Raw genomic sequence first — 17,441 nt, 5'->3', positions numbered from 1 at the left:
TCACTCCCACTCGATGGTGCCCGGCGGCTTGCTCGTGATGTCGACGGTGACCCGGTTGACCTCGCGCACCTCGTTGGTGATGCGGGTGGAGATGCGCTCGAGCACGTCGTAGGGCAGCCGCGCCCAGTCGGCGGTCATCGCGTCCTCGGAGGTGACCGGCCGCAGCACGATCGGGTGGCCGTAGGTGCGGCCGTCGCCCTGCACGCCCACGGACCGTACGTCGGCCAGCAGCACGACCGGGAACTGCCAGATGTCGCGGTCGAGACCGGCGCGGGTGAGCTCCTCGCGGGCGATCGCGTCGGCGTCGCGAAGGATGTCGAGCCGCTCGCGGGTCACCTCGCCGATGATCCGGATGCCGAGCCCGGGGCCCGGGAACGGGTGGCGCCAGACGATCTCCGGCGGCAGACCGAGCTGCTCGCCGACGAGTCGGACCTCGTCCTTGAAGAGCGTGCGGAGCGGCTCGACCAGCTCGAACTCGAGGTCCTCCGGCAGGCCGCCGACGTTGTGGTGGGACTTGATGTTGGAGGTGCCCGCACCACCGCCGGACTCGACGACGTCGGGGTAGAGCGTGCCCTGCACCAGGAACTTCACCGCCGTGCCCGCGGGCGCGTTCTTGATGATGTCGGCCTCGGCGGCCTCGAAGGTCCTGATGAACTCACGGCCGATGACCTTGCGCTTGGTCTCCGGCTCGGTGACGCCGGCGAGCGCGTCGAGGAACTGCTTCTCGGCGTCCACGACCACCAGGCGGGTTCCGGTGGCGGCCACGAAGTCACGCTCGATCTGCTCGGTCTCGTTCTTGCGCATCAGCCCGTGGTCGACGTACACGCAGGTGAGCCGGTCGCCGATCGCCTTCTGCACGATCGCCGCAGCGACGGCGGAGTCCACGCCACCGGAGAGCCCGCAGATCGCGCGGCCGTCCTCACCGATCTGCTCGCGGATGCGCTCGATCTGCTCCTCGGCGATGTTGCCGATCGTCCAGGTCTGCCGGCAGCCGGCGATGTCCCACAGGAAGTGCTCCAGGACGCGCTGGCCGTGCTCGGAGTGGAGCACCTCGGGGTGCCACTGGACGCCCGCCATGCCGGCGTCGACGTTCTCGAAAGCGGCCACCGGCGTGCCCTCGGTCGAGGCGAGCACCTCGAAGCCCTCAGGGGCCGCGGTCACCGAGTCGCCGTGCGACATCCACACGCTGTGCTGGGTCGGGATGCCGCCCAGGAGCGTACCGGCGTGACCGACGTTGACGGGGGTGCGGCCGTACTCACGCGCACCGGTCGCGGCGACGGTGCCGCCGAGGCCCTGGGCCATGAGCTGGAAGCCGTAGCACATGCCGAAGACCGGCGTCCCGGCGCGGAAGATGGTGGTGTCGATGCTCGGAGCACCGGCCTCGTAGACCGACGACGGGCCGCCGGACAGGATGATCGCCTTCGGTCCCTTGGCCAGCATCTCCTCGACCGGCATCGAGTGCGGAACGATCTCGGAGTAGACCCGCGCCTCGCGCACGCGGCGGGCGATCAGCTGCGCGTACTGCGCCCCGAAGTCGACGACGAGGACCAGGTCGTGCTCGGGGGTTTCGGTCATGGCGGGAGTCTATCGGCGCTGGTCCGCCCGCCCTCGATCGGCGGGCACGCGTGGACCACCGCCGCTCCACGCCCCTCCGTCGCCGCGCGCCCGAAGGGGTCGAGACGTCAGAGGCGGAAGTGGCCGACGAGGTCGCGCATCTGGGTCGCCATCCTGCTGAGGTCGCCCGCGGCGGCGGTCGTGTTGTCGGCCGCCGTGGTGGTCTGCTCCGCGGCCGAGGACACCGCACCCACGTTGCGGGCGATGTCGGTTGCGCCGGTGGCGGCGTCGGCGACGTTGCGCGCGATCTCGTTGGTCGCCGCCGTCTGCTCCTCCACGGCGGCGGCGATGGTCTGCTGGAAGTCGCTGATCCGGTCGATGATCTCGACGATCTCGCCGATCGCGGTGACCGCGCCGGCGGTGTCGGTCTGGATCGTCTCCACCCGCCGGGCGATGTCCTCCGTGGCCTTGGAGGTCTGGACAGCGAGCTCCTTGACCTCGCTCGCGACGACGGCGAACCCCTTGCCGGCGTCACCCGCGCGGGCAGCCTCGATGGTGGCGTTGAGGGCGAGGAGGTTGGTCTGCTCGGCGATGGAGGTGATCGTCTTGACGACGCTGCCGATCTCGGCCGAGGACTCCCCCAGCTTGGAGACGGTCGCGGTGGTGCTCCTGGCGCTCCCGACGGCCCGGCTCGCCACCCCGGCGGCGTTGGAGGCGTTCTGGGCGATCTCGCGGATCGACGCGCCCATCTGCTCGGTCCCGGCGGCCACGGTCTGCACGTTGACCGAGACCTCCTCGGCCGCCGTCGAGACCAGGTGGGCCTGGGAGGACGACTGCAGGGCGGAGGCCCCGAGCTGGGTCGACACGGCGGACATCTCCGCGGCGGCCGAGGCCAGCACGACGGAGTTGTCCCCGATCGCCGCGAGCGAGGTCCGCAGGCTCTCGCGAGCCGTCTCGAGGTCCGCGGCCATCTGTCCGACCTCGTCACGGGAGGTGACCCCGGCCCCGACGGTCAGGTCGCCGACGGCGAGGGCACGCAGGCCCGCCTGAAGCCGTCCGATCGACACGCGCACACCGCGGGCCACCACCAGGGCGAAGCCGAGTGCGACGAGCAGGCCGACGACCAGCAGGATCAGCGAGAGCCGGCGGTCGGCACGGTAGGAGGTCTCGGCCTCCCGTGCGGCGGCCGCCGCCTGGGCGTCCTCGCTGTCCGCGATCTTGCTCAGGTCGGCGCTGATGCCTTCCGCGATCGGTGCGAGCCGGGTGTTGTTCATCGTCAGCCAGCCCGCCATGTCGCCGCGGGCGACATACGGCGTCGCGAGCTTGTCGACGGCGGCCAGGTAGCTCTCGAAGTCGGCGCGGATCTTGGTGACACGGGCCTCGTCCGCGGGCGTCATGCCGGTCGCCGCGTAGGCGTCGAGCTGCTGGCGGAAGGTGTCCTGGAGGCCCTTGTACTCGTCGATGGTCGCCTGGCGGTCGGGCCCGTCCCCGACCAGCAGGATGTCGCGGATGCTCAGCGAGATGCTCTTGCGCGTCACGGCGATCTGGCCGAGCACCTTCACCGCGCGCAGGTTGTTGTCGTAGATCCGCTGACTGGACGCCGCCGTCTCGGACAGGCTGTTGAGGCCCACCAGGCCCACGACGAGCGCCACGACCGCGGCCAGCGAGGCGGGGACCATGACCTTGGTGCGCAGCCCGCGGTCGGACCACCAGCGGCTCAGCGCGGCAGGAACCACGGTCGGCGCAGCAGAGGTTGAAGAGACGGGTACGGCGGTCACGCGGGGTCCTCTCGAGTGGGCAGGACCCTGCCCATCGACTGCCCCGGGGCGCGCCTAAAAGGTCAAGGCCCGACCACCGAGGTGGCGCTGCTCACACCGTCCTGATCGGATCGTCCCTCGGCGTGCACCACCGGCCCCGAAATGCACCAGGGCCCGGCCGGGGAGGGAGGGTGGCCGGGCCCTGATCGTCCGCGCATCGCACGGACCGAGAAGACCCGGAAATCAAAGGGAGGGAGCAAGTCCCGGGTCCGCCCTCCTCAACGAAGGCGCTCGGACCCGGTTACGCGAGTCAGGAAGAAATCTCTGAAGTTCTTTTGCTTTTTCCCGACCCGCCCTGGGTGACGCCCACGACGGGCAGCCGGAGGGCACCCGGAGCGGCCTCCGGGACGGCCGGCCGGAGCGGCTTGACGGGCGCGACGGGCACGTACGTCGACCCCATCCGCGGCCGAGCGTCGGGCTGGCCCTTGTTGGGCCAGAAGGCCATGGCGCGCTCGGCCTGGGCGGTGATCGTCAGCGACGGGTTCACACCCAGGTTGGCGGAGATCGCCGACCCGTCGACGACGTGCAGGCCGTCGTAGCCGTAGAGGCGCTGGTAGGGGTCGACCACGCCGGTCTCGGGCGAGTCGCCGATCGCACAGCCGCCGATGAAGTGCGCCGTCATCGGGACGTCGAACGGCTCGCCGATGGTGCCGCCGGCGTACCCCTCCCCCGACTCGTTGGACATGGCCTTCGCCATCAGCCGCGCGCCGTCGTTGGCGGCGGGGATCCACGACGGGTTCGGCCGGCCGTGGCCCTGCTTGGACGAGAGCCGCCAGCCGAACGGCGTCTTCTTCGGGAAGACGGTGATCGAGTTGTCGAGCGCCTGCATGACCAGCAGCACGACCATGCGCTCCGACCAGTGCTTGAAGTCGTAGAGCCTGGTGATGTTGGCGCGCTGGGCCCACAGCTCCTTGAGCCACCGCTTCTTGCGGTCAGGGCCGCCATCGGTGAGCACCGTCTGCAGCAGCGACATCGAGTTCGAGCCCTTGCCGTAGCGGACCGGCTCGAAGTGGGTGCTCTCGTCCGGGTGGATCGAGGAGGTGATCGCGACGCCCTCGGTGTAGTCGATGCTGAGGTCGGGGGCGATCGCGCCGAGGATCGCCTCCGAGTTCGTGCGCGTCAGCTCGCCGAGCCGGTCGGAGATCGCCGGGAGGTCGCCGGTGGCCTTGAGCTTGTGCAGCAGCTTCTGGGTGCCGATCGCGGCGGCGCTGAAGACGACCTGGTCGGCGGTGAACACCTTGGTCGCCGACCGGCGCCGCAGCTTCGCCTTCGTCCAGCGGGCGTGCACCTCGTAGCCGCCACCGGCGCGCGGGATCACCCGCGTCACCGTGGTGAGCGGATGTACGTCGGCCCCGTTCTGCTCGGCGAGGTAGAGGTAGTTCTTGACGAGGGTGTTCTTGGCGTTGTGACGGCAACCCACCATGCACTCGCCGCACTGCGTGCACGCGTTGCGGGTCGGCCCGACCCCGCCGAAGTAGGGGTCGGGCACGGCGGTGCCGGGCGCGACGCCGTCGGTGCCGAAGAAGACGCCGACCGGAGCCTGGTGGTAGGTGTCACCGACGCCCATGTCCTCGGCGACCCGCTTCATCACCTCGTCGGCGGGCGTGACGAACGGGTTCTCGACGACGCCGAGCATCCGCTTCGCCTGGTCGTAGTAGGGCGCCAGCTCCGACTTCCAGTCGGTGATGTGCGACCAGGAATGGTCGTCGTAGAACGGGTCGAGCGGCTCGTACAGCGTGTTGGCGTAGACCAGCGATCCACCGCCCACACCGGCCCCGGCGAGGATCAGGCAGTCCCTGACCATGTCGATCCGCTGGATGCCGTAGCAGCCGAGGGCCGGGTTGAAGAGGAACCGCTTGAGGTCCCACGAGGTGTCGGCGAAGTCGCTGTCGGCCAGCCGCGCGCCGGCCTCCAGGACGCCCACCTGGTAGCCCTTCTCCGTCAGCCGCAGCGCGCTGACCGAGCCACCGAACCCCGAACCGACGACGAGCACGTCGTAGTGGGTGCGGCTCATGCCCGACCGAGCTTCTTCAGCAGGCGCAGGCCGGCCGTCATCGACGTCGCGTAGGCGCGGTCCGACATGCCGAGCATGGGCGCCAGCCGCATGACGCGCTGGGTCGCGACCGCCTGGGTCTCGGTGTAGCGCAGGAGACCCTCCGGGCCCTGGCGGCGGCCCATGCCGGAGGAGCGCATGCCCCCCATCGGCGCGGCGAGACTGGCGAAGGTCGCGCCGAACGCCTCGTTGATGTTCACCGTGCCGGCCTTGATGTACCGCGCGATCGCCCGGGCGCGGTGGCCGTCCCGGCTGTAGATCGACGCGTTGAGGCCGTACTGCCCCTCGTTGGCCCGCGAGATCGCGTCGGCCTCGTCGTGGAAGCGGTAGAGGCTGACCACCGGGCCGAAGGTCTCGTTGCCGAAGCAGGTCATGTCCGGGGTGACGCCCTCGAGCACCGTCGGCTCGAAGAAGTACGGCGCCAGGTCGGGCCTCGCGTTGCCGCCGGTGAGCAGCCGCGCGCCCTTGGCGACGGCGTCGTCGACGTGCGCCGCCGCGGTGTCGACCTGGTCCTGGCTGATCAGCGTGCCCATGTCGATGTCCCACGACAGGCCGGCGCCCAGCGACAGCGCCTGCACCCGCGAGACGAAGCGCTCGACGAAGCGGTCGTAGATCGCGTCGGCGACGTACATCCGCTCGATCGAGACGCACAGCTGGCCGCCGTTGGAGTAGACGGCGCGGACCGCGCCCTCGGCCGCGCGCTCGATGTCGGCGTCGGCGAGGACGAGCATCGGGTTCTTTCCGCCGAGCTCGAGCGAGCAGCCGATCAGCCGATCCGCGCAGCCCTGGGCGACGAGCTTGCCGGTCGCGGTGGAGCCGGTGAAGCAGATGTAGTCGGCCTTCTCGATGATGCTGGTGCCGACCCGCGACCCGGGACCGGCGACGACCTGCCACAGGTCGCGCGGGAAGCCCGCCTCCTCGAGCAGCTGTGCGCCCAGGAGGGCGCTGAGCATGGTCTGTGCGTCGGGCTTGGCGACGACCGCGTTGCCGGCCGCGATCGCGGCGAGCCCGTCACACAGGGCCATCGTGAACGGGTAGTTCCACGGCGAGATGACGCCGACGACGCCCTTCGGCACGTGGTTGACGTCGATCCGGGTCAGGCCGGGCAGCACGCCCGGCTTGCGCTCGGTCGCGAGGTACGTTGCGAGCGTGCGGCCGTAGTAGCGGGCGGTCAGCGCGATGTGCAGCGGCTCGTCGAAGGCGTGCTTCCGCGCCTTGCCCGACTCGAGGACGATCAGGTCCATGATCTCGTCCTGCCGGTCGAGGACGAGGTCGTGCAGGCGCAGCAGCGCTGTCTGCCGCTGGGCGTACGACGTCCGCGCCCACCGCTCCTGCGCGCGACGCGCCCGCGCGAACGCGTCGACCACGTCCTCCTCGCTCGACTGTGGGATGTGCGCCAGCGGCGCGCCGTCGATCGGAGAGCGGACTTCGGCGGCCTGACCCGACGAGGCGGTCACGCGGTCGGTCAGCGCCGAGACGTACCCCGGCTCCAGGGCGTACGACGCCGTGGCGTCGTGCTCGGGGTCGCGGGGACCGTCGACGAGCGGGCGGTTCTCGGGGTTCGAAGCGGGCATGTACCGAGGGTATGTGACCGCCGTCTCCAGTTGCTACCCGTTGGTAGCGATTTATCCGTCACACGTGTCGCAGAAACTCGGCGACGCCGCAGAGACAGCGCATCAGGCCCCGTCTACGCGCCACAGCCCGTCGACATCCGAGGGGGTCAGCGCGATGCCGGTCGGCAGGTAGTGGAGCGGGTCAGCGCTCGGATCGCAGCGGTACACGTATGAGTAGCCCGCCAGACCACCCACCTCAGCCCAGGCCGCGGCCTCTTCGTCCGGTCGCAGCATCAAGACGCTGCGATGCACGTAGTAGGGCATGAGCGGGTCCCAGTCGCAGCCCACGGTGACGATCCGGTCCGTCGGTCGCGTGGCCGCCCGGATCGCCTGGGCGCTCGGCGGGACGCCGCCGTCGTGCCCCCACTGGTGCACGTCGATGCGTCCGAGCGTCGTGGCGCAGCAGGCGACGACCACACCGGTGGCGAGGAGCGCTCCCAGTGCCGCCTTCCCGATCGGTCGGTGGCGGAGGAGCGGGGCGACGGCCTGGACCACGGCGTCGACGCCGAGCGCAACGACCATGGCCAGGAGCGGGAAGACCGCGCAGAGGTAGTAGTTGTGGACGAAGTAGAGGTTGAGGCAGATGAGCGGCGAGGTCACCGCGGCGGCCGTCCAGCCGCCGCGGCGGACGAGGTCGGCCCTGCCACGCGAGCAGAGCAACGCGAACACCGCACCGAGCAGCAGGAGGAGCCCTAAGGGCGCGGCGATCTCCTCACCGACGCGCGTGAGGATCCGCGCGTACGTGACTGGGTCGCGTCGCTGCTCCCCCGTCCCGAAGTTCCACGCCGTCAGGTTCTTGCTGAGCAGGAAGCGGACCAGCGGCTCGCGCGCCTTGACGGAGTCGGCGTACGACGTCCAGGTGAGGGCCGCGACCAGGCCGGCGGCCCCGCTGACGAGTAGGCCTGACAGCGCGCGCCCGGCACCGCCCCGACCCCGCTCGACCACGCAGCCGATCGCGGCGAAGCCGGCCAGCACCAGGTAGCCGGGAGCCGTGGTGGCCTTGACAGCGCCCAGCAGGACGGCGGCGACACCCGCCACCGCGAGCCACCATGCGCTGCCGCCGCGCCACCACCGCTCGAGAGCGACGACCATCCCCAGCCCGGCGGCGGCGGCCGGGAACTCGATCAGCGACGCCGCACCCCAGGCGAGACCGAACGGGAGGAACTCGAACAGCACCAGGCCGATGAGCGCGACGCGTCGCCCGTGCCAGCGCACGGCGAGGAGGAACAGGAACAGCGCGGCGCACTGGAAGCCGACCAGTCCGACGACCCGCATGGCGGCCTCCGGCGCCACTCCCAGCCGGGCGATCAGCGCCGCGAGCGCCTGCGGGAGGGGAAGCTCGAGAGGAACGTCGCTCCGCGGCCCGAAGATCGGCAAGGGCGTGTGCCGCAGGTCGATCCCGTGCGCGGCGTACTCCCTGACGACGTAGGCGGTCTGCGCCTGCCGGAAGCCGTGCATCTCGTTGAGCGAGTGGCTCAGCTGCGGCAGCCGGATCAGCGTGCCGACCAGCATCAGCAGGGCGACACACCGGCGTGCCCAGGTGTCGGGAGACAACGGTCCCCTTGACCACCGGGACGTGCGCACCGGCACACCCTAGAGGCGGATCTCGTGCTCGTCAGGCGAACGCCGGAGACGCTGGCGTCACACGATGTCGGTGACCTGGATCCGCGCCTCGTCGGCCTCCTGGTCGGTCGGCATCAGCTGCGACTGACGCTCCGCCTCGACCCGGCGCAGGTAGTGGTCGACCTCCTCGCGCACGGTCTCCGTCGACCAGCCGAGCTCGGCCGCCATCAACCGGGCGGCGCAGGGTGCCGCCGTGACGCCGCGGTCGAAGGTCTCGATCGAGATCCGGGTCCGGCGGGTGAGCACGTCGTCGAGGTGGCGCGCACCCTCGTGGGTGACCGCGTAGACCACCTCGGCGGCGAGGTAGTCCTCGGCGCCCTGGAGCGGTGCGCCGAGCGAGCGGCGCTCCGCGACGAGGTCGAGGATGTCGTCGACGAGGCCGCCGTAGCGCCCGAGCAGGTGGTCGATCCGCGCGACGTGCAGCCCGGAGCGCCGGGCCAGCAGGACGCGCTGGTTGGCGCGGGTCTCGTAGGCGTCGGCGCCTAGCAGCCGCACCTTGTCAGTGATCGACTCGCGCAGGCTCAGGTTCGCGATGGCGCGCAGGCTGTGCGCGGCGGCGTCGACGGCGTCCTTCGCCATGACGCGGTAGGTCGTCAGCTTGCCGCCCGCGATCATCACCAGGCCCGGCACGGGGGTGACGACGGTGTGCTCGCGGCTGATCTTGCTGCTCGGCTCCGACTCCCCGGCCAGCAGCGGTCGCAGGCCGGCGTACACACCCTCGACGTCTTCGTGGTCGAGCGGCTCGCGCAGGATCGCGTTGACGTGGGTGAGGATGTAGTCGATGTCGGCCTTCGAGGCGGCCGGGTGCGCCTTGTCGAGGTTCCAGTCGGTGTCGGTGGTGCCGATGATCCAGTGCCGGCCCCACGGGATCACGAAGAGCACCGACGTCTCGGTGCGCACGATGAAGCCGGAGTCGCTGCGGATCCGGTCGCGGGGTACGACGAGGTGGACGCCCTTCGACGCCTGCACGTGCAGGGCGCCGCGGCCGCCGACCATCTCCTGGATCTCGTCGGTCCAGACGCCGGCCGCGTTGACGACCACGCGTGCCCTCACCTCGAGGTCACGGCCGTGCTCCAGGTCGCGCGCCGTCACGCCGACCACCCGCTCGCCCTCGCGGAGGAAGCCGGTGACCCGGACGCGGGTGGCGACGTGGGCACCGTGCCGGGCGGCCGTCCGGGCGATCGTGGTGACCAGGCGGGCGTCGTCGACCTGGCAGTCGTAGTACTTGATCGCACCCGAGACCGTCTCGGACCTGAAGTCAGGAGCGATCCGGGCGACGCCGCGCCGCGTGAGGTGGCGGTGGCGGGGCAGCCCCGAGCCCCCGCCCGCCTTCATGCCGCCGACGGCCGCCATGCCGTCGTAGAGGGCGAGGCCGGCCCCGACGTAGGGACGCTCCCAGCCCTTGTGGGTGAGCGGGTAGAGGAACGGCACCGGCCGCACGAGGTGCGGCGCCAGGCGGGTGAGCAGCAGACCGCGCTCGGTGAGGGCCTCGCGGACCAGCGCGAAGTCCATCATCTCGAGGTAGCGCAGGCCGCCATGGATCAGCTTGCTGCTGCGACTGCTGGTGCCGGAGGCGAGGTCGCGCTGCTCGAGCAGCCCCGTGGACAGCCCGCGGGTGACCGCGTCGAGCGCGACGCCGGCACCGACGACACCGCCGCCCACGACGAGGACGTCGAGCTCGGCCTCGCCCGCGGCCCCGCTCATCGCCGCGAGGGCGGCGTCACGGGCGGCGGGTCCGAGCACACCGGGCGTCAGCGGGGGCTGGCTCATACCGCCAGTCTGTCAGGGCGGGTCGTGAGTGCGGGCCTACGGGGACCAGTGCGCGCTCCCACTCACGGCACGAGCCCGACCAGCTCCCCCAGCCGCGCCCGGTGATGACCCGGCAGGCCCAGCGCGAGCTGGTCGGCCTTGGCGCGCTTGAGGTAGAGGTGGGCGGGGTGCTCCCACGTCATGCCGATGCCGCCGTGCAGCTGGACCGCCTCCTCCGCGGCCAGCACCGCCAGGTCGGAGCACCACGCCGCCGCGATGCGCGTCGCGATCTCCGTCTCGTCGCCCGCCGGGTCGACGGCCAGCACGGCCGCGGCGTAGCGCGCCGCCGCGGTCGCGCCCTCCACCGAGGTGTAGAGGTCGGCGAGGCGGTGCTTGAGCGCCTGGAAGCCGCCCACGACGCGGCCGAACTGACGTCGCTCCTTGAGGTAGCCGACGGTCGTCGCCAGGCACCACTGCGCGACCCCGAGCTGCTCGGAGGCGAGCAGGGCGGTGCCCGCGAGCAGCCCGGCCCGTACGGCGGCCGTCGCGTCCCCCGTGACGACGACCGTTCCGGCCGCCGGGTCGGCGGTGACGTCCGCGAGCTGTCGGCTCATGTCGAGCGAGACCACCGGGTCCGTGGTGGCCTCGGCCGCCGGGACGGCGCGCAGCTCGAGCCCGACGGCGGACGCGACCGGCACCAGCAGGGTGTCGGCCTCGAGCGCTCCGGCCACGCTGCGGACGGTGCCAGCGACCGGGCGCGCGCCCGACAGGCTCGTGGAGAGCGGGACCACGAGCGCGGCGGTGCGCCGGCCCTCGGCGAGATCGGCGAGCAGCTCGCGGCCGGCGTCGGTCGGCGCCTGCGCCAGCACGGTGGTCGCGACGACGGCACTCGTCAGGAACGGCACCGGCGCCACGGACCGGCCGAGCTCCTCGAGGACCACGGCGGCGTCTCGCGAGCCGGCACCGGCGCCGCCGTACTCCTCCGGGACGAGCAGGCCCGCCAGCCCGAGCTCCGTGGCGAGCCCGCGCCACAGCGGCTCGACCAGGGCGCGGTCCCCGTCGTAGATCGCGGCGACGCCGCCCGACGGGCACCGGTCGGCGAGGAAGCCGGCGACCGCGGCGCGCAGGTCGCGGTCGTCGTCGGAGTCGAGCAGCTCGAGCTCGTCGAGGTCGGCACCGGTGGTCGCGTCGTTCATCGCGGCACCTCCTTCCAGGGGACGTCCTTGTCGACGCGGGGCTCGGCCGGAAGGCCCAGCACCCGCTCGGCCACGATGTTGCGGAGGATCTCCGAGGTGCCGCCCTCGATGGAGTTCCCCTTGGCGCGCAGGTAGCGGTAGACGGCGTCGCGACCGGTGAAGTCGACGTGCGATGGCCGGACCATGTCCCAGCCGGGTTCGCTCTCGTAGCGCAGCCCCTCCTCGCCCCGGATCTCCAGGTCGAGGCCGGTGAGCTGCTGGTGGAGCCGCGCGAAGGTGAGCTTCATGGCCGCGCCGGCCGGGCCGGGCTGGCCCGCGGCGAGCTGCTGGCGGAGCCGCTGACCGGTGAGCCGGGCGACCTCGGTCTCGACCCACAACCGCATCAGCCGGTCGTGCAGCTCGGGGGTGTGCTGCTCGGGGCGGTCGCGCCACGACCGCGCCACCACGCCGAGCATGCCGCCCTCGCGCGGCACCGCATGGCCGCCGATGGCGACCCGCTCGTTGTTGAGGGTGCCGTTGGCGACCCGCCAGCCGTCCCCGACGTCGCCCACCCGCATCGCGTCCGGGATGCGTACGTCGGTCAGGAACACCTCGTTGAACTCCGCCTCGCCGGTGATCTGGCGCAGCGGCCGGACGTCGACGCCCGGCTCCTTCATGTCCACCAGGAAGTAGGTGATGCCGCGGTGCTTGGGTACGTCGGGATCGGTGCGGGCGACCAGGATCGCGAGGTCGGCGTTGTGGGCGCCGGAGGTCCACACCTTCTGCCCGTTGACGACCCACGAGTCGCCGTCGGGGACCGCCCGGGTGGCGAGCCCGGCCAGGTCCGAGCCGGCGCCCGGCTCGGAGAAGAGCTGGCACCAGATCTCCTCGCCGCACCACAGCGGCTCCAGGTAGCGGCGGCACTGCTCCTCGCTGCCGTAAGCGAGCAGCGTCGGCGCCACCATGCCCAGCCCGATGCCGTTGGCGCGCGGGTTGTTGTCCGGGGCACCGGCCGCCGCGAACAGTGCCTCGACCATCGGGTGCAGGCCGCGCGACAGCCCGAGGCCGCCGTGGCCCTCCGGGAAGTGGACCCAGGCCAGCCCGGCGGCGTAGCGGGCGTGGAGGAACACGCTGCGCTCCGTGGTGGCGGGCGGGTGCTCGGCGAGGAACGCCTCGACCCGGCCGCGGAGCTCCGCGGGCGTCATCGGGCGGCCTCCTGGCGGCGCAGCTCGGCCTTGGCGAGCGCGTTCTTGTGCACCTCGTCGGGACCGTCGGCGAAGCGCAGCGTGCGGATGCCGGCGTACGCGGCGGCCAGCGGGAAGTCCTGTGAGAGACCCCCGGCGCCGTGCACCTGGATGGCCTTGTCGAGGATCCACTGCACCGTGGCCGGCGTGGCGATCTTGATCGCCTGGATCTCGGTGTGCGCGCCGCGGTTGCCGACGGTGTCCATCAGCCACGCGGTCTTGAGGACCAGCAGCCGGAGCTGCTCGATGCGCACCCGGGACTCCGCGATCCAGTCGCGTACGACGCCCTGGTCGGCGATCGGTCGACCGAACGCCACCCGGCTCGCCGCCCGCGCACACATCAGCTCGATCGCGCGCTCGGCAACGCCGATCGACCGCATGCAGTGGTGGATGCGGCCAGGGCCGAGCCGGGCCTGGGCGATCGCGAAGCCGGCGCCCTCCTCGCCGATCAGGTTGCTGACCGGCACGCGGACGTCGGTGAAGGACAGCTCGGCGTGGCCGCCGTGGTCGTGGTCGTCGTACCCGAGGACGTGCATGGCGCGCACGACCTCGAGCCCGGGGGCGTCGCGCGGGACGAGGATCATCGACTGCTGGCGGTGCCGCTCGGCGGACGGGTCGGTCTTCCCCATCACGATGAAGACGCGGCAGTTCGGGTTCATCGCGCCGGTGATCCACCACTTGCGCCCGTTGAGCACGTAGGAGTCGCCGTCGCGGACGATGCTGAGCTGGATGTTGGTCGCGTCCGAGGAGGCCACGTCGGGCTCGGTCATCGCGAAGGCCGAGCGGATCCGGCCGTCGAGGAGCGGCTGGAGCCACTCCTTCTGGTGGTCCTCGCTCCCGAACTGGTGCAGCACCTCCATGTTGCCGGTGTCGGGCGCGGCGCAGTTCATCGCCGCCGGCGCGAGGTGGCTGCGCCCGCTGATCTCCGCGAGCGGGGCGTACTGCAGGTTCGTCAGCCCGGCGCCCGCGTCCCCGGGCAGGAAGAGGTTCCAGAGCCCGCGGCGGCGGGCCTCCTCGCGCAGCTGCGCCATCACAGGCACCGCGTCCCAGGCCCATCGGTCGCCCGAGGACCCGAGCTGGTCGGAGAAGACCGCCTCGGCGGGCTCGACCTGGGTCTTCATGAAGTCGAGCAGGGTGGCGCGCAGCTCCTCGGTGCGCTCGTCGAACGAGAAGTCCATCAGTCCTCCTTGAGTGCCTTCAGCCCGGCCTCCAGCAGCGGGTGGATGGCGTCGCCGATGGTGTCGAAGCCCTCCCCGACCGTCTGGCCCTGGAGGTAGCGGTAGTGGATGCCTTCGAGGATCGCGGCGAGCTTGTAGGCCGCGAGTCCCAGGTAGAAGCCGAACCGACCGAGGTCGCGGTGGCTCGCCGCGTCGTAGCGCGCCAGGATCTCCGACTCCGACAGGTAGCCGGGTGCGGTGCTGACGTCGCTCACGACGGAGCCACCGAAGGCGGCGAGCCGCTGGTAGAGCAGCATCAGCGCCAGGTCGGTGAGCGGGTCGCCGAGCGTGGCCATCTCCCAGTCGACGACGGCGTTGATCCGGTCGGTCTCGGCGCCGACCAGCACGTTGTCGAGCCGGAAGTCGCCGTGCACGATGCCGGCGGCGCCCTCCGCCGGCACGCTCTCGGCGAGGCGGGCGTGCAGCTCGCCGGCGGCCGGGAGGTCGCGGTGGTACGACGCGTCCATCTGCTTCTTCCAGCGGCCGACCTGACGGGCCAGGAAGCCCTCGGGGCGTCCGAAGTCGGCCAGCCCGACCGCGACCGGGTCCACGGCGTGCAGCGCGACCAGCGTGTCGACCAGGCGCTCGCTGATGGCGCGGGTCCGGTCGGGCCCGAGCGCCTCGAGCTCCGAGCGCCGGCGGTAGGGCACGCCGTCGACCAGCTCCATCACGTAGAACGGCGCCCCGACGACCTCGGCGTCCTCGCACAGCGCGTAGGTGAGCGGGACGGGAACGGCGGTGTTCCGGAGCGCGGTCATCACGCGGTACTCGCGGGCCATGTCGTGCGCGGTCGCCAGGACGTGGCCGAGCGGGGGCCGCCGTACGATCCACGCGCGGGTGCCGTCGGACACCTCGTAGGTGAGGTTGGACTTGCCGCCGCTGATGTGCCGGGCGGTCAGGCGTACCTCGCCGGTCGGGACCACGTGCCCGGCGAACCAGGCGCCGAGCCGGGGCAGGTCGAGGCCGGGGACGTCAGTCATCGTTTCCCTCCAGATGGGCGCGCAGGCCCGGGACGAGCGCGGCGAGCGCCGCGCGGGTGCCGGCCGGGTCGGTGTGCAGGACGGTGCGGAGCCCGACGTCGCGCGCGCCCGCGAGGTTCGGCTCGGCGTCGTCGACGAAGACGGCGCGCTCCGGCGCGACCTCCAGGCCGTCGAGGACGAGCCGGTAGATCTCGGCCTGCGGCTTGCGGAGCCCGACCTCGCCGGAGATCACGATCTCGTCGAAGACCTCGGCGATCCGCTCGCGCGGGTAGGTGTTGCCCCAGCTGTTGGACAGCATCGCGGTCCGCACCCCGAGACCGCGCAGCTCGGTGACCAGGTCGAACATGGCCGGCTCCGCGCGCATGCCCGCGAAGAGCCGGGCCACGACGCCGTCGGCGACGACCGGGTCGCCGTGGTGGGTCACCAGCTCGGCGGCGAGCAGCGTGCCGAACTCGTCCGGTGTCAGCTCACCGGTCTCCAGCCGGTGGACCGGCGTGCCGGCCGGCGCGCCCCGGGACAGCCACGCCTTGAGCGTGCGGCTGAACGACTCCGGGTCGATGCCGTCGGCCGCGAGCCACGCGGCGATCGAGTCGCGGACCGGGGTCGTCATCACGCCGCCGTAGTCGAAGACGACCGCCTCGACCTCGCTCACGGCGTGACCACCACGCGACCGACCGTGGCCCCGTCGGCAAGCCGCTGTACGCCGTCCGCCGCGCGCTCGAGGGAGATCCGCTCGCTCACCAGCGGTCGCACCAGGCCCCGGTCGGCGAGGTCGGTGAGCGCCCGGTGGCACTCCGCCACGGCGGCCGGGTCGACGACGTTGTAGAGGCCCCAGTGCAGCCCGACGATCGAGTAGTTCTTGATCAGCGCGTGGTTGAGCGCGGCCGACTGGATCTCGCCGCCGGCGAAGCCGATCACGAGGATGCGGCCCTCGAACGCCACGCACTTGGTGGACCGCTGGTAGGTGTCACCGCCGACCGGGTCGTAGACGACGTCGGCGCCGCGGCCGCCGGTGTGCTCCTTGACCACCTGGACGAAGTCCTCGGTGTGCCGGTCGACCACGACGTCGGAGCCGAGCTCGCGGGCGACCGCCGCCTTCTCGGGGCCGCCGACGACCCCGATCACCGTCGCGCCCGCCGCCTTGCCGAGCTGGACGGCCGCGCTGCCGACACCGCCCGCCGCGGCATGGACGAGCAGCGTCTCACCGGCGCGCAGGCCGGCTCGCCGGTGCAGGCCGAACCAGCCGGTCTGGTAGCCGATGTAGAGGGACGCCGCCTGGGCGTCGTCGAGGGACGCGGGCGCGGGGAAGGTGGTCGCGACGTCCATGAGCGCGACGTCGGCGAAGCCGCCGTACGGCAGCACGGAGGCGCCCACGACACGGTCGCCGACCGCGAAGCCGGTCACCTCGTCACCGAGGGCGACCACCTCGCCGCACAGCTCGACGCCGGGCGTGAACGGCAGCTCCGGCCGCACCTGGTAGAGCCCGCGGCACATCAGGGCGTCGGGGAAGTTCGCCGGCGTGGCCAGCACCCTCACGGCGAGCTGCCGGGGCGCCGGCGTCGGTGCGTCCACGTCCTCGAGCCGCATCACCGCGGACGGCTCCCCCAGCTCGGCGACCCGCCACGCCCTCATCGAGAAACCTCTCCGTCGAGATGCTGCTGCACCTTGTTCATGCCGGCCAGCCACCGGTCGGTGTCGGAGGCCCGGGCCGTGTAGTAGCCGCCGACCTGCGGGTGCGGGAGCACCAGGAAGCGGTCGTCCTCGAGCGCGGACCACGCGGTCTGGGCCACCTCCTCGGGGCTCAGCACCGCGTCGTGGCTGAGCACCTCCTTGAGCGCGCCGGCCTCCTCGTACATCCGCGTCCGCACGCCCTGCGGGCAGATCGCCTGGACCACGACGCCGCGGTGGCGGTAGGTCGCCGAGAGCCACTCGGCGAACGCGACGGCGCCGTGCTTGGAGACCGAGTACGTCGGGCTGCCCAGCATCGTGAGCAGGCCGGCCGCCGAGGCGGTGACGACGAACCGGCCGCCTCCGCGCTCGATCCACCGGGGCACGAGCAGGCGGGCCGCCCGCACGTGCGCCATGACGTTGACGTCGAGCGCGGCCGCCCAGTCCTCCTCCGTCGCGTCGAGCCCGTGACCGCGCTCGATCCCGGCGTTGCCGAACCAGACGTCGACCTCGCCGAGCTCGGCGCGGGCGCGCTCGACCAGCGCGGCGACGCCGTCCGCCGAGGCCGCGTCGCCGCCCGCGGCGTACCCGCCGATCTCGTCGGCAACCGCCTCGGCGGCGGCGGCGTCGAGGTCGTTGACGACGACCCGAGCGCCAGCCGCGGCCATCCGGCGCGCGAGGGCCCGGCCGATGCCGTGGCCGGCGCCGGTGACGACGACGCCCTTGCCGTGCAGGTCCGGCATGGCCA

13 protein-coding genes are annotated in these 17,441 nt (G+C 72.3%); all 13 read right to left on the bottom strand.

What is annotated here, in order from left to right; translation table 11 throughout:
- Window positions 1-1,575, bottom strand: a complete 1,575-nt coding sequence (gene guaA, locus QDS12_RS05545) for a glutamine-hydrolyzing GMP synthase (protein ID WP_279877562.1) — start codon at window positions 1,573-1,575, stop codon at window positions 1-3.
- Window positions 1,576-1,682: 107 nt separating this feature from the next.
- On the bottom strand, window positions 1,683-3,332 hold the full coding sequence (locus tag QDS12_RS05540; RefSeq protein WP_279877560.1) for a methyl-accepting chemotaxis protein: 1,650 nt from the start codon (window positions 3,330-3,332) through the stop codon (window positions 1,683-1,685).
- Window positions 3,333-3,621: 289 nt separating this feature from the next.
- Complete coding sequence (locus QDS12_RS05535; RefSeq protein WP_279877558.1) at window positions 3,622-5,385, bottom strand: GMC family oxidoreductase; 1,764 nt, start codon at window positions 5,383-5,385, stop codon at window positions 3,622-3,624.
- Window positions 5,382-6,998, bottom strand: coding sequence for a succinic semialdehyde dehydrogenase (locus QDS12_RS05530; protein ID WP_279877556.1), 1,617 nt, complete (start codon window positions 6,996-6,998; stop codon window positions 5,382-5,384). Before QDS12_RS05530 ends, QDS12_RS05535 begins: the two co-directional genes overlap by 4 nt.
- A gap of 102 nt (window positions 6,999-7,100) precedes the next feature.
- Window positions 7,101-8,591 (bottom strand): hypothetical protein, encoded by a 1,491-nt coding sequence (locus QDS12_RS05525; RefSeq protein WP_279877554.1) that lies wholly within the window; start codon window positions 8,589-8,591, stop codon window positions 7,101-7,103.
- A gap of 87 nt (window positions 8,592-8,678) precedes the next feature.
- Entirely contained in the window at window positions 8,679-10,430 is a 1,752-nt protein-coding gene (locus QDS12_RS05520; protein ID WP_279877552.1) for a glycerol-3-phosphate dehydrogenase/oxidase, read from the bottom strand.
- 62 nt (window positions 10,431-10,492) lie between these two features.
- Window positions 10,493-11,605: an acyl-CoA/acyl-ACP dehydrogenase gene (locus QDS12_RS05515; RefSeq protein WP_279877551.1), complete on the bottom strand. Its 1,113-nt coding sequence runs from the start codon at window positions 11,603-11,605 to the stop codon at window positions 10,493-10,495.
- Window positions 11,602-12,789, bottom strand: coding sequence for an acyl-CoA dehydrogenase family protein (locus QDS12_RS05510; RefSeq protein WP_279877550.1), 1,188 nt, complete (start codon window positions 12,787-12,789; stop codon window positions 11,602-11,604). The genes QDS12_RS05515 and QDS12_RS05510 overlap by 4 nt, the downstream gene beginning before the upstream one ends.
- Window positions 12,786-14,006: an acyl-CoA dehydrogenase family protein gene (locus QDS12_RS05505; RefSeq protein ID WP_279877549.1), complete on the bottom strand. Its 1,221-nt coding sequence runs from the start codon at window positions 14,004-14,006 to the stop codon at window positions 12,786-12,788. Before QDS12_RS05505 ends, QDS12_RS05510 begins: the two co-directional genes overlap by 4 nt.
- Window positions 14,006-15,025 (bottom strand): phosphotransferase family protein, encoded by a 1,020-nt coding sequence (locus QDS12_RS05500; protein ID WP_279877547.1) that lies wholly within the window; start codon window positions 15,023-15,025, stop codon window positions 14,006-14,008. The genes QDS12_RS05505 and QDS12_RS05500 overlap by 1 nt, the downstream gene beginning before the upstream one ends.
- Window positions 15,018-15,677 (bottom strand): HAD family phosphatase, encoded by a 660-nt coding sequence (locus QDS12_RS05495; RefSeq protein ID WP_279877545.1) that lies wholly within the window; start codon window positions 15,675-15,677, stop codon window positions 15,018-15,020. Before QDS12_RS05495 ends, QDS12_RS05500 begins: the two co-directional genes overlap by 8 nt.
- Complete coding sequence (locus tag QDS12_RS05490; RefSeq protein WP_279877544.1) at window positions 15,674-16,657, bottom strand: NADPH:quinone oxidoreductase family protein; 984 nt, start codon at window positions 16,655-16,657, stop codon at window positions 15,674-15,676. Before QDS12_RS05490 ends, QDS12_RS05495 begins: the two co-directional genes overlap by 4 nt.
- A complete protein-coding gene (locus tag QDS12_RS05485) occupies window positions 16,654-17,436 on the bottom strand; it encodes an SDR family NAD(P)-dependent oxidoreductase (protein WP_279877541.1) in 783 nt (260 codons plus the stop codon). The genes QDS12_RS05490 and QDS12_RS05485 overlap by 4 nt, the downstream gene beginning before the upstream one ends.
- Between the last annotated feature and the right edge of the window lie 5 nt (window positions 17,437-17,441).

Origin of the sequence: Nocardioides sp. CER19, from assembly GCF_029846275.1 — a bacterium.
GTDB lineage: Bacteria > Actinomycetota > Actinomycetes > Propionibacteriales > Nocardioidaceae > Nocardioides.
The sequence above is the reverse complement of the archived record's forward strand: the minus strand, read 5'-3'. Positions and strand labels throughout refer to the sequence as shown.